Raw genomic sequence first — 14,675 nt, forward strand, 5'->3', positions numbered from 1 at the left:
ACTCAGAGTAAGTAATAAATAAATATAAATTGTTACTTGGTTGTAGACTAACTTTTACAGGTGTTGATTTTATAAAATAAAAATCAACACCTGTAATTTTTTTTCTTGTTAGAGAACCATAAAAATAGCAAATATCGTTTTTATTTATGTCCGTAACTGAAAATCCTAGGTTAGATAATACATCTTTCCATTTTCCGAATGAGTTAGCTTCAAATTTAAATGTCATTATTTTTTCTGTTTATTTAGAAGAAATCTATTTGTCTATTATTAAGCTTAATAGCGAATAATGGTACGCTATATTGCACAATAAGTTGACTCTTTTGCTTGTTATTTTATCACAAGTGGTTTTACCTGTGTATATTCCTAGTGTGCATCTGATACTTGTTTCATTATGTGTCTGTTTGTTTTTTGTGCTATTTTTACATATGTAGAATGAGGTGTATGTGCGTTAAATATAATAAATACTTTAAATGTATATATTTATATTTGGTGGAGATGTAATGATCTGATTGTTACGAATGGTGAGAATGCAGAATTGGAATATATAAATACCCAAATAACATTTAAAATACTCTAAATAAATAAAATATATTATTTCTATCGTTTGTGTGTGAGTGTTTTCTTATTGCTTTGTTTTAGTATTGCATTGCACAATTCTGCTTTATATCGATTGTTTATAGCGTTTCTTTTGTGTAAATTCTGGCTCGAGATAAATTCTTACATTAATTTATATATGAGAAAAATTTTTAATTTGTATTATTGCAGTACTTCAATTGGAAGTAGTTATTATGTGGCGTGCTGGTCTGATGATGTCATTGAAATACTTTTTATGAGTACATGTATATTACCATCTAAAAATATCAATATGGGTTTAAAAATATATTAACGACATCAGGTAAAAAAACGATTATTGCTTCATGATTGCATGAGCAATATATAAATAACAATACACTATTAACAATTATTACAGGATAACTAAAAATGAAATCTTTTCTTCGTAAAGCATTACCAATTGTAATTTCTTCTCTTACTTTCCCTGTTGCTTACGCAAATTCGGATGTAACTTTTATCGGTTCGGTAACAGAAGAAACGTGTGAAGTGTTACCTGATGTTGACGGCGCTGTAAGTAATACAGTGCAAATGGGTCGTATTGCAACATCATCGACAGGGAGCCCTATAAAATTTAGGCTAAAAGCTGCTGATCCAACAAGCAGTGGTTGTACTTCTCTATTGGACACTGATACTGCAACTATCGCATGGTCTGGTCCATTTGATTCAGTAGGTCTTAAATCTTCGGGAGTAAGCACTGCAACTGATTCTCATGTTCTTCTTTCTACAGTTAACGCTAAAACTGGAGTGGTAAATATGGTAGAAGGTACTACGTCTGCTGACTTTACAGCAGATAAAGCTATCGATGGTTTTGAATATAACGCACAACTTAAATCTGGCATTGTGGTAGGTAACTTCACAACTGCCGCTGCGTACACTGTTGCTTACAAATAATTCCTTTCAATAATACGACCAATAAAAGGCTAGGTAACTTTGCCTAGCCTTTTATTTTTTAGTGAATTCAGAAATGTTGAATATTAAAAACGTAGCCATAAGTATAGTATTCCCTGTATTAACATTTAGCGCTCACTCTTCAGAGCTAAATTTGGATTTTATTCAAGGTACAACGTCTACCCCAAGTATCTTGGATGCGAATGTCAGATTTCCATCTGGCGTCTATGATGTTGATGTGCGCATGAATGGGAAAGGCTTAGGTCGGCGTACATTAACCGTTTCTAAACAAGAAGAAAAAACAGGCGTGTTGTGTCTGTCAATGGATTGGTTACAGCGAGCTGGTGTTATGTTTAACCCCGCTTATTATCAATCTGTTTTTAATGCGCAAAAGCAATGTTATTCCCTTGCAACAGAGGCTCACACTAACGTTGATTTCAATCTTAACAATCAATCGATTACTTTTACTATCCCTCAGGCTTATCTCTACGATGAGTCTGATGCTGCCATATGGGATTTTGGTGAAAATGGTGCTCGAGTAAAATATAACGGTAACTTTACAAAAAGTACAGAACAAAACCTTTCAGCTTTTGGGAATGTTGATGTTGGTCTGAATATGGGGCGGTGGCGGTTTGATTCCAATATCAACGCATCCTCTTCAGATAGTGGCCATGATTTCTCAACCAATAACATGGTGTTATCAACACCAATTAGTCATATCCGTGGTGATTTATTACTTGGTCGCGCCCAAACAAGCAGCAGCCTATTTGCTGATTTCGGCTTTTATGGGGTATCCGTACGCTCTAATAGCGAAATGGTGCCCTGGGCTCAACGTGGGTATGCCCCCATTATTTCTGGTATTGCAGATTCTACATCCCGTATAGCGGTTACACAGGATGGGTATACCATCTATTCTAAAATTGTACCGTCAGGACCTTACTCCCTTGATGATATCGCACCGGTTGGTAACGGTGATATTACCGTGACTGTTACCGGTGATAGTGGTAGCAAAACAGTTAATATTTACCCTATTGCAACACTGCCTACATTGCTGCGCCTTGAAGAATACAAATATAACTTCGTTATTGGTGCAAAAAATAATAGCGCTGATATTAAAGATGCCTTCGCCTCTGAAGGTGGCGTTTTCTCGTTGTGGGATATGTCTTATGGTTTTTCTGATTACACATTGAGTGCCGCAACAATATTATACAGCCAATACCAAAGCATGGGGTTTGGTGTGACAAAATCTCTCGGAGAGTGGGGAGCCCTTAATGGCGATGTCGCTGGCGCTACAGCGGACTATGATAATAATGAAAAATCCAACGGCATCAGCGTCGGTGTTAAATATGCTAAAAGTTTTACCGATAGAACCGATATTCAATTATTGGCTTACCGCTATCAAAGTAGTGGGTATGTGGAATTTGCGGACTTTTCCCCCGCAGAAACAAAAAACACATTACTTGACCGTAAAAAGTCGCGGTATGAAGCCCGTTTATCACACCGATTAAATGATTATTTTATCAGTGGTGCCTATTGGCAACAGCGGTACTGGGGGCAGCATAGTACCGAAACTGGTATGAGCTTTGCTCTCAATACAACCTTGTTCAATCAGTACCCGGTGTACATCAATGGCACATACACTGACAATGCCTTTCATGCCGAGTCTGATTATACGTTATCAATGAGTATCAGTATTCCATTCTCATTAAACGATAGAAAACATTATAACTTTAATCATGTTGGCTATAGCAAAGCAAATGGCTTCACAGCTGGCTCTGGGGTGTCTGCGGTTGTTAATGATCGCCTAAATTATAACATTAACTCAGGTGTCGATACTCATGCAAGAAGCGTCACTGGCTCTATCAGTTATGCATTCGATGCAGCACAAACTAACGTATCTCTTAGTCAAACGAAAAGTAATACGTCAATTTCTAGCAGCGTTTCAGGTTCGATAATTGCGACCAAAAAAACAGGACTGATGTTTACAAAATCTGCCTTCGATACAGTAGCTGTCGTGAATATTAAAGATATACCTAATGTGGTCTTTAATTCTTCATTACCGACTAATGGTGCAGGATATACCGTTGTGAATTTAAACAGTTACAATGGAAATACAATATTGATTAATCCAGAGAAAGTTCCGGAGAATATTGAATTACTGAATACGTCATTCAACGTTGTACCTACTGATAAAGCTATCGTTTATCGTCAATTCGATATGGTTCAAGTAGAGCGTTATATTTTGCGCATAAAAAACGGATTGGGTGATGTACTAGCTGGCGGTAATGTTACGGATGATGATGAACAGCAGGTCGGCTTTATTGCGCGTAATGGTGTGTTATTACTGAATGTGAAAAACACCCCTAAAAAACTCAATATCCACCATGAAGGTGAGGTATGCCGTGTTGATATGCAACACGTAAAAACTGGACTTACTACATTGCAAGAGGTTATTTGTGAATAAATACAAAAAAAAAATACTTGTTACATTACTTGCTCTTGGTGTTAGCCATCAGGCGATGGCTGCCTTTGTTCTTGATGGTACGCGATTTATTTATAACGAAGGGGATAAGAGTATTCCTGTGCGTGTTACTAATAATGCCGATACCCTTTATGGTGGGCAAGTCTGGATTGATAATAGCAATCAATCGAAAGATGACGTTTATATGGTGCCATCTCCACCGTTCTTTCGTGTGGAAGCAAAACAGCAACAAATTATACGTCTAATGAATGTGAATAAAACACTGCCTCAACAACAAGAATCCTTGTTTTTCTTGAATGTCATGGAGGTTCCGCCAAAGGCGAAAAAAGAAGACGGGAATGTGCTTGCGTTTGCGATGAATACCAAGGTGAAATTAATTTATCGGCCTTCAGACCTTAAAAAGGGGCGCTTAGATGCAGAAAAAAGCGTCAAGATTGAGCGTAAAGACGATAAAACATTTGTGGTTAACCCAACGCCTTATTATTTCGCTATTGTGAACATTAAAGTTAATGGTAAAAAAGTCGCTTTAACATCTCAACAATCAAACGAAATAGCCACATTTAAACCTTTCAGTGAGGTAAGAATTCCTTCGTTTCCTGTGGGTAAAGCAACGTTTGATGCCATTAATGATTGGGGTGGACCACAAACATTTTCATTCTAATGTATTGATACGAAACATGAGTCACCCTGTGTATATGCTTTTTTAGCGAGTTAGCCATCATGAAAAAAAACAGTCATCTCTTTCAGCGCAATATCATCACTTGCGTCATTTTAAGTACACCACTGCTGCTTTTTGGATGCAAAAGCGGCAATGATTCATCGTCAGCGGTCACGCCTTCGACACCAGATGGTAAGCGAGCGCCTGTCGTTTATCCCATTACATTACCGGACCCAATTTCACCGTTGCATGCCACCACCATTAACATGAAGACGGCTATTGAGAGTGATGGACCAAGTCAGCTTCAATCGGTGATGCAACGACAAGGCTCATCTTCTGCATGTGATAATCAACCTAAAACGCAAGAAAATAGCATCATGGTCTATCCTCAACGCTCAAAGAGCGCTGAGCCTGCCCTGTGCGCTTATGATTACACCGTAGAAAGTAATGGTCACACGGCGCAATCAACGTTAGCCTTTGCCGTCTCTCAGTCAGGAGCGTTAACCCCCACATTGCCTTGGATTGGGGTTATTGGTGCTGTTGGCGAAGATATCCCCGCGACGATTTCAGTTCCAGCTGGGGGGACATTAAACGCCTCAGTCTTGGTGCTTGGGGATGCCACTGCGCCACCAACAGTTGATACAACAGCAAAGACGATTACGCTCAGTAGCGATGCTGTGGGTGTAACACGTGTGATGTACACCGTCACGGATGCTGGCGGTGAAGTGCAAGTCGGTGTGGTTGATTTTACGGTAACACAAGATGTGAGTGTCGCCCCGACAGCGCAGCGTGGCGATGCGACGCTGGCCAATGCGACAGCGGAAGCAACGTATGATTTAACTAACTTTACACCGATAAATGGCGGTAGCCCGATATCGTTGGTCACGGCAAAAAACAGTGATGGCAGCAATGCGGGAACATCAGGGTTAACGTTAACGAAGATCGTACCGTCGTTGGGTATTAATGCTGAAATTGTTCCGCCATTATCCATCAAGGTAACGGCAAGCCGTGCAGGCGTCTTCCCTATCTATTATCAAGTCAGTGATGGGCAAGGTGATATTGCTTACAACCTGTTAAATGTCGTGGTTGAAGGTCCAACGGGATTATTATTGCGTGATGCGCGTTATTCCCTTGAGCCAACGGCCAATTCTCGCACGTTAAAGATAGATGCCGCGAATTTTGCCATGACCCCATCAAGTGTTGGGCAGTTTGAGTTAGTGGCTAATTCGGTAAAAATCACCAGTAAACAAGCCCCTTCTGGTTCGAGATACACGGCCACAGCCACTCAGGCTGATGGTTCAACGGTGATTACATATACTTATGGCGGTAGTGATGCAAATGGTATCAGTAATATTACTTATCAATTGAAAGATAAAGCAACGGGGTTAATTGCTGATGGTAATATTTTCATCAGTGTAGGTGATCAGCTTCCTGCGTTCTCAACTTTCACGGTAAGTGGTGTTGCCGCAGGCGCGTCACCAGAAACAGGGGATGCCTTAACAGGTGTGGCAACGTGTGATGCAGCAACAGGGTGTGACAACAGTAAAACCAAATGGACATGGCGCCAGTCAGGTGACACTGTAACCACAGGAGTAGGTCCCACAGAAAGTGGTTATACCGTTCAGTATTTTCCGTGTGAAGATGATCTTGAGTTATGGGCAACACCGGTGGGTACGTATACCGAAGGGGGTGTTACCAAAGAGGTTGAAGGTCTGCCTGTTCGAAAATCATGGGTCTCTCCTGATGTGTTAACAGCGCGATTAAGTAAGACTTCAGCGAAAGAGGGAGAGGAAGTGACACTGACCATTCAAGCGTGCTCTGCTGCTCCTGCAACGACGGTATCGATAACGGGCGGTTTAGACCGTCAAGGTCGAGCACAGACAGACAATCTTGCCAAGATAAAGCGAGCAGATGGCATATTGGTGGCATCGGAGTCAGTGGTGATACCTGCTGGAGGTGAAACCGATTTAACCATCGTGGCTCCGAAGGGCGGTTTAAAATCAACCATCAGCATAACGTCGAATGGAAAGAGTATCGAGAAAGATGTGACGTTCAGTACACTAACAAGCCCAAATGTTCCGCAAGCTAATCGATATGGACATATGCCAAATTATGAAGATATTGGCGGAGGGTTGATTTGGCTAAGAGCACAGCTTGTTGGTGAAACCATCCTTGCGTCAGATCAGTACACACTGCAACACAACTTACATGAAAATTATGTGGGCGGAAATACCGATCAAATCAGCAGGTTATGTCAATCCTTATCATCCAGTATGTATGGGGTTAATACCACCCAACCAAGAATTCCCGTACTAACAGAGGGTCAAGCATATCGAGATTTTGTAGTCGCCAAGGGGTTTTCGAATGTTGTTAGTTATAATGGTTGGACTGTATGGGCTCGTCTTGGAACAGTGTTCACCCCCGACTCAGGATGGGGGCCAGATAACTATGGCTTAATCATGGTGGATTGGCCGACATCAAACCCAGATTACGTAGAGCCTTTTATTGGGCGCTCATCGGCATACCAAACCGATGGTTGGGCGTTCTGTGTAGCAAATAAAATTTAAATCCTCATCACACCAATGGTGGTTTTCGATGGAACTAATTATGAAGTTTACTAATTGTTATGTTTTGTTGTTGTTGTGTTCGGCGACATCTGCACATGCAGCTAATCTCTCCGGTGATATCAATGGTGGCGTGTTTTCATGGAATAATGCTTACAGTCAGAATGGCGGGATAGTCCCGCAAGGCTGGATGAACGCAGTTCCCGAAGCAGTAGCTGAGTGGCAACCCAGTGTACCTTCTGCGCCTGCAACATTAACACTGACCCAAAATGGGGGAAGCGCTTCTGTTGTTGTGCCTGTCGATGTCATCGGTGTACAGTACAATGCGAACGGCCGAGGGAGTGATGGAACCGCTTTCTTTGCAGGCAGTGCTACTCAGCCTAATCCCAACGTATGGATGAAAGCAGGAAGTGGTGTCAGTGCACAGTTTTTTTCTAAAACGGTTGCGTTTACCAATGCACAAACCCCGTTTACGGCGTTTAAGCCTATTTTAGATGTCGGTGATATTCAGACGCTATTTAGAGGAAAGCCGAGTGGGGTTTATCAAGGCAATATTGCATTAACATTACCTCTTGTGTACAAGCGCACAAGTGTTGAGCAAGTAACCTATCGTATTAAGCAATTTACGTTACCAGTACAGATAACGAAACGCAGTGTGACATGTACAATACCAACGGAGCAAATGAACCAAACCGTGATATTAGGAATTAGTACTGCTGCTGATATTGTGTCAGGATCGGTATATTCAACAAAAGTACCTTTGCAACTAAATTGTGATAGCTCTGTATATTCAGGAACTATTACCTTTTTGGGTAACGATGCAAACATTATAGGTAAAGCTGTTGTTAAAGCAAAAAATCGCCACGATATTGGTGTGGAATTAACTTCTATCAAGAACCTTACACGCATTGAACTCAATAAGGTAATTGATTACACAACGTTATTCCCTGCAAACACAAAAAATTATGATTTTTCGTTTAATGCAAAACCAGTCGCACTTCAACCGATAGTGGCTCCAGGAGATTATGAAGCTCAGGTTGTAATTAATGTAATGTATAACTAACGAAAGTAAATATGGCATTAAAAATAATTATTAAATTTAAAATCATATAATCCCAAAAATAAAGGTGACTGTAGCACTGATATTCGGATAGCAGGTTAGTACACCTATCTCGTTTTATATTAATTAAATTATTTATTTTATTTTTTAAATGTGTATTTAACTTTTTCTATTATGACAAGATATTACATATATTTTATACTCGGTAAGCATCTTTACCATAATGAATATAACGTGGATACTAAATAAAATATTGGTAATCAATACCTTTATTTGTTTTTGAAATTATAAGCATGTGCACAGATAATTTACATAGTGTTTTATTCATAACTATTTCTATAGCTGTTAGTTTTTCTATCTGTTTTTTTTGTTCGTCTGCTAATTAAAGTTGAGATTCTTTATATGAAAAAATACATGGTGTTTTTAGCGGCCCTGTTTGCATTAACAGGTTGTAATGGGAGCGGTGATGACAATTCCCCCCCCAAAGTTGTTTCACCACTACTGCCTCCTTTAGAGGCTGTGTCTCAAGTGGAACCATTAATCATACAAGCGATAACCGGTACGCAGAAACGTATTCCTATCTATCAAAGTGTGTTACCTAAAGCAGGGCAAATGCTTTCTATTGCATCCGTACGCTCGTTAAGTGAGATGTCAACGGGTTCATCATGTCCTGATCCTCAGATTAATGGTTTAGAGTTAATTTACACACAGGAGTCTCAAGGTGTATGTAATTACGAGTACACCGTTACGGATGGCACAACTTCCACAACAGGAACCCTTATTTCATTTGCTTCGCTGACAGGTAATAAATTACCTGATATCAGTGTGAGTGGTACTATGGCGACGGAGTTAACAAAACCCATTGCATTGACAGCAGATGAAACCCTACAAGTAGTCACTGTGCTAGGCTCTGGCTCTGTACGTATTGAAGATAATAATATTATATTTACACCACAAACTGTGGGGTTATCGAGAGTGGTGTATACGATATCGGATGATACAGCCGCTCCAGTAACAAAAAAAATCGGCATATTAAATGTTACTGTATCAGAGAGTGCAGATGGTAATACACCACCTAAAACACCAGATGTTTCTTTCTCGTCATTACCTAGTGAAAGTAAAATATTCACTTTGCCTATAACTGATGCTGATATTGATAGTTGGGGAAATTCTATTGATGATCCACAGTTAATCAGTGTTGTAAGTAATGATGGTGCTACGGTAACGTCAGCAACTAATACAGTTGATACTGCATATTTTAAGAATAAAAGTTTTACATTTAGCGCAAGTGTTCCTGGTTCTTATTCGGTGTTTTACACTGCGCATGATCATCGAGGTGGTTACAGTACAGGAAAAGCAACGGTATCTGTTGTTGGAAATGTGGGTTTGATTGCGCGAGATGCTTCGTTTTATCGCAAATCATCCAATATCCCTTACGACTTTAAGATAGATTTACGCTCTTATATCACTGCGTCAGATATATCTAAGGTTGATTTTGTTGGGGCAACGTTTGATGCTGCCACGAATGGCAGTATTGATAAAAATCCAGCGCATATTATTGCTCCAACTAAGGCAAACCCAATATTGACGTATAAGTACTCAGGCGGCAATAAATCAGGTCTGGTTGCAATTAATTATACTATTAATGATGAAAAGAATAGCGCTACGGGACGTATTTTTATTTCAATAGGTGACGCATATATTCCAATTATAACTGATGTTGGTGCTACACCTATCGTTGATATTGGTGCAACAGTTACAGCAACAAGCTCTTGTGCGAACTGTATACCGGCTAAAACTACTTATAAATGGTGGTTTGGAAACGGAGTTTATAGTGAAAAAAACAGTATCGTTGTACCCAATGGTGAGGCGGGAGAATCCCTAGTCTTAGTGGCAACGCCATACAACGCTGCAGGAGTACGTGGCGTTTCTAAATCTGTCACTTATAGCTATCCGTTCCGCGCGGCGACTATTACGGTGAATCGTGATAAGGTTCAGAAAGGTGAGACGATAACTTATGCGGTCAATGTAACGCACCTTGGAAGACCAGTTGCAGGAGCATCCGTTACGGTTAAAGGTACATCTGCTACTAACCGTCAAAATGGCACACAAGCGACTGTGACAGCGCAAATAGATGGGGCGCCGAGCGTAACGAAAACGACGGATAGTAACGGTAATGCGATCTTTTCGATCACTGATAACGGGCCAGGGGTTAAGACTATCATTAACGCATCTATCGACGGTCAAAGTTATGGGAATAAAGCAGTGATATTCAGTGTTCTCACTAGCCCTGATGTTCATAGTGCAAATTTTTATGGTCATATGCCAAATAAAATTAATATTGGTCAAGGGCAATACTATCGCCCACCATTAGCAAAAGAGTCGAATGGAGTTGGCGGTTTAACATGGTCTGAAAATGGTGAGACATGGGGACGTTTTACACAAGATGATGCATTAGCGTATTGTGTAAATAATGTTCCTATGCGTACTGATTTAACTAACTTATATAATGCTTATCCGTCAGGTGATATTGTTAAATCAAAGGGATGGCCAATAGCATTAAGATATATGTCTAAAGAAACTGAATACTATGGCGATATAGTTATTTCGTTACAAGATGGAAGTCGTGATTGGTCAGATAATGCTCATTACACTAGTTGTTATGTAGAGAGATCATTAGATACAACTGGAGTAACGTTTGATATTTTAAAAGAAGATGGTACATATACAAATGATAAATTTCTTCCAAGTAGTTCTGCGATGACAGAGGGAGCATTAATGTTTCCCGGAGCAGGAATTCGAGTGAATTTGCCGAGTTATGTTGACACATCTTCGATCAAGGCTGATGCCCCAACAGGTTATAGAATAAATATAGTTGGTCACACTATTGAATTTACAGATATGGCTCCATCTGTTTATACCGATCAAATAATAACAGTTATGGCAAATAATGATACTGGAGGGCTTAGCGGAATAAAATTGAGAGTGTCAGCCGTTAGAGATTATAGTTATATTAGCGCACAAGAGATTATTGGGCGGAGTCACTATGTACCATCGGAGGTTATTCGTAATACTTTAGAAATTGATCGTGGAGCGAGTTATCCAGATGAGTTTATACAATTGTATCAGCACGGATTATTGATAGACTCACGATTAAATAAGTACGAGGATATTAATGGTAGTAATTATAGATTATCAATGATAAGAAATAAAACTGGAACAGATCCTCTGCTTGTAGGTCTATCCCCTAGAGATGTACCTATAAAAACGTTAGAATTTTTTATTATTCCTAGTACAAAAAGTCCTCAATGGCTAGTAGATGAAATAAAAAAGACAGCGAATCCAAATATAATAATAGATGTAGAGTGGAACGGTAAGAATTATGGAATAACCGAAGATCAAAATATGTCATTGGCATCTGGATATTGTGATGGTGTGATGGGGACTGTAGTCGGACTATATATTACAGCACAATTTAGCTGGGATGATTACCCTGATAACATCGCTTTTAAACAACCGACTCCTTCTACTACAAACTATATATCAATGACATATTTTTCGGAGAAGGTACCCTTTAGTACTAGTTTAGTACTTCGCAGGCCTTTACAAGGTACGCAATTATTTTATCCGATTAACGTACCTAGGAACCAATGGCTAGAGTCAGCTAGGGCTGTTGAAGAGATAATGATTGATCGTGCGGCAGCTGGCGAAGTTATTGGAAATTCTTCGAGTACTCGGAGATTTCAATTTCTAAGGGTTGTTTCTGATGATGGTAATGGTTTTGAATGCTATAAAGATCCTGGTTCTAATAAAGTCGACCCAATTGGCGAAATTCTTGATGGTTCGACTGACACTAGCTTTAACCCGGATAGTCTTTTTTTGGCATTGCCAATGAATCGTGAACCATTGGAGATATGGTTTCCAAGGAGTTTATCTTATTGTTCAATTTCTCTAGATGGAGATAAGCCGCATTCTAATCCAGCTTGCGAAAACTCAATAGCCCATATAGCGACATTACTGAATAAAAGAGCTGATAAACTGAATAGGTGGCCTGTGGAGATCATAAATGAAGGTACACATGTCGGTACTATGGAACTTTATAGGCATCCACCAGGAGCAAGCTGGCCCTCTGAAGAATTGTATGCACCAATAAAATAAAATTTAATACCATTAGGCTATTAGGTTCTGTCGCGCCTCCAACTAGATTTGCGACAGAACCAACATCAACATTGGAAATCTTGAGTGATGAAAAAAGTTATATTTGCAGTTTTATCAATAAGTATTGTTTCAATAGTCACCTTTCAGTATGGAAGGCCTATATAGCACCCGGTTAAGGTTAAGGTAATGGGTAAAAAAACTGTAGCAGATGCAATTGAAAGTTATGGAGAAAATGCTAGAAGCTTATTAGAGACTAAGTTCACCTCGAAAGGAATATCTTATCCACCTAATAAGTTAGCATTGCTCTCTTATAAAGATACTAATTTATTAGAGGTTTGGGCAGCTAATGAAGGCAAAAAGTATTTGTTGATTACTAACTACTCCATTGAAGCTGCTAGCGGAGTTTTGGGACCGAAATTAAGAGAAGGTGATAAACAAGTTCCGGAAGGTTTATACAAGATCACCAGCTTTAACCCAAATAGTTCTTATCACCTTTCAATGAAATTAAATTATCCAAATAAATTTGACCAGTATTATGCAAATATTGAAGGTCGAATAGAGCCTGGTACTAATATTTTTATTCATGGTAAAGCTTCGTCTATTGGGTGCTTAGCTATGGGGGATGCTGCCATTGAGGAATTGTTTACCCTCGTGTTTGATACAGGTAGAAGCAATACTAAAGTTTTAATATCTCCGACTAACCCTTCTATTAATAAGTTAGTGGTTCCTGCTGGTTCGCCTAGCTGGACAGAAGAGTTCTATCAAAAAATAGATGTGCAGTACCAGGCAATTAATCCTTACAAAGCCAACTAGAAAACACTATGGTTTTTGAGGGTTCTGTCGCAAACTTTGGTCTTTTAAGGGTTTTGTCGCAAATTTCACAGCAAATAGCTAAAATCAGCTATCAAAACTAATCACGATATTTTTCTCATGTTTAAAGGTTGCCACTTTCCTTCTGAAGTTATTCTAGAAACCGTCCGTTATTATCTCGCTTATAAACTCAGTTATCGTGAAATTGAAGAGATACAATTAGAGCGTGCCGTCGTTGTGGATCACGCTACTATTAATCGTTGGGTGATAAAATTTGCGCCCGTATTAGAGCACAGCGTAAAAAGAAGCTAGTGTCTGACTCGTGGCGAATGGATGAAACCTACATCAAAGTGAAGGGTAAGTGGACCTATTACTACCGAGCCGTCGATAAATTTGGAAATGTGGTCGATTATTATCTTAGCCCGAATCGTGATAAAGCAGCGGCAAAAGCCTTTTCAAATAAGGCCATCGCTCTAAATGGTTTACCAAGCAAAGTGGTAATCGATGGAAGTAAGAGTAACGACGCAGCTCTTGATTCGATGAATGTTCAGCTCTGGTTAACCGGTTTCTTTATGCTTTCTCTGATAGAGATATTGGATATTAAATACCTCAACAATATTGTTGAGCAAAGTCACCGTTGGGTTAAGCAGAAAACGCGTCAAGTGCTAGGTTGGAAGTCAATGGAAGGCGCCTTAGCAAGCTTACATGGACGAGAAATGTGGACTATGTTGAAACGAGAGCAGATAGATGTCGAAGGTCAGACGGCCTTTGAACGATTTAATGCACTCGCAGTATAATTGTATCTGTAGGATAGGTCTGTCGCGCCTCCAACTAGATTTGCGACAGAACCATAAATACTTCTTTTATCTATATCTACTTGATAGAGTCTAAACGCTAACTTATTTATATCCTAAATGAATTAAATAACTAAAAATAAATATATTTGGATGTTATTTTATCGTTATTTCAGAATGTATTAAATATAACTAACAGTTAGGATTTTTCCTTTTATATCCTTTGTGTTTTTTTTATAAATGTTTTTTTCTGTTGTTTTCATAACAGGAACACAATCAGTTGTGTTTTTATAAAATATTTTTTGTGTCTTTGATATTTCTATTTTACATGGAGGAGATGTTACTGAACCTGAAAATGTTAATATACCAGAATAAGAGAAAGATGATGAAAATAACATTGTTAATAATACTAACGTCCTCATAATTTATATCCTTATATGATTTTTATCTCTAGCTGTTTTTATTGGATTAATACTATATAAACAAAAATAATAAGTCATATCAGCTTTTGATTTTTATTTTATGAGATGTGAGACTAAATTTATTGAAAATAGATGAAATTATACATTAACGGTTGAGTATTCTTCATAGGATTAATTAAGTCAATGGTAATGCTTTGGAGGAGTAATAAAACAAAAGAGTATTATAA

The 14,675-nt window shown here is 39.0% G+C and carries 8 protein-coding genes and 1 pseudogene; 8 read left to right on the forward strand and 1 reads right to left on the reverse strand.

The annotated features are described in order from the left end of the window. Positions 1 to 226, reverse strand: a 226-nt coding sequence (locus C0W29_RS21805; RefSeq protein ID WP_208019749.1) for a hypothetical protein, incomplete at its 3' end; no start/stop codon positions are given. Between the two features lie 755 nt (positions 227 to 981). Here C0W29_RS21805 and C0W29_RS21155 point away from each other — a divergent pair. From C0W29_RS21155 to C0W29_RS21190, 8 genes and pseudogenes are all read left to right on the forward strand, one after another. Then, on the forward strand, positions 982 to 1,503 hold the full coding sequence (locus C0W29_RS21155; RefSeq protein ID WP_045045268.1) for a fimbrial protein: 522 nt from the start codon (positions 982 to 984) through the stop codon (positions 1,501 to 1,503). A 73-nt stretch (positions 1,504 to 1,576) separates the two neighbouring features. Further along, complete coding sequence (gene pefC / locus C0W29_RS21160; RefSeq protein ID WP_052671673.1) at positions 1,577 to 3,964, forward strand: PefC/AfrB family outer membrane usher protein; 2,388 nt, start codon at positions 1,577 to 1,579, stop codon at positions 3,962 to 3,964. Further along, positions 3,957 to 4,643, forward strand: a complete 687-nt coding sequence (locus C0W29_RS21165) for a fimbrial chaperone (RefSeq protein WP_045045270.1) — start codon at positions 3,957 to 3,959, stop codon at positions 4,641 to 4,643. The genes pefC and C0W29_RS21165 overlap by 8 nt, the downstream gene beginning before the upstream one ends. Positions 4,644 to 4,702: 59 nt before the next feature. Next, complete coding sequence (locus C0W29_RS21170; RefSeq protein WP_045045271.1) at positions 4,703 to 7,207, forward strand: hypothetical protein; 2,505 nt, start codon at positions 4,703 to 4,705, stop codon at positions 7,205 to 7,207. Positions 7,208 to 7,247: 40 nt separating this feature from the next. Continuing rightward, positions 7,248 to 8,267, forward strand: a complete 1,020-nt coding sequence (locus C0W29_RS21175) for a fimbrial protein (protein ID WP_146146371.1) — start codon at positions 7,248 to 7,250, stop codon at positions 8,265 to 8,267. A 399-nt stretch (positions 8,268 to 8,666) separates the two neighbouring features. Next, the gene (locus tag C0W29_RS21180) at positions 8,667 to 12,422 is read left to right on the forward strand and encodes an adhesion domain-containing protein (RefSeq protein ID WP_080895414.1); all 3,756 of its coding nucleotides are present in this window, start codon (positions 8,667 to 8,669) and stop codon (positions 12,420 to 12,422) included. Between the two features lie 186 nt (positions 12,423 to 12,608). Further along, positions 12,609 to 13,235 (forward strand): L,D-transpeptidase family protein, encoded by a 627-nt coding sequence (locus tag C0W29_RS21185; RefSeq protein ID WP_080895415.1) that lies wholly within the window; start codon positions 12,609 to 12,611, stop codon positions 13,233 to 13,235. Positions 13,236 to 13,343: 108 nt separating this feature from the next. After that, positions 13,344 to 14,029, forward strand: a pseudogene (locus C0W29_RS21190) (IS6 family transposase). Positions 14,030 to 14,675 lie beyond the last annotated feature (646 nt).

This window comes from Photobacterium kishitanii (genome assembly GCF_003026355.1).
Lineage (GTDB): Bacteria > Pseudomonadota > Gammaproteobacteria > Enterobacterales > Vibrionaceae > Photobacterium > Photobacterium kishitanii.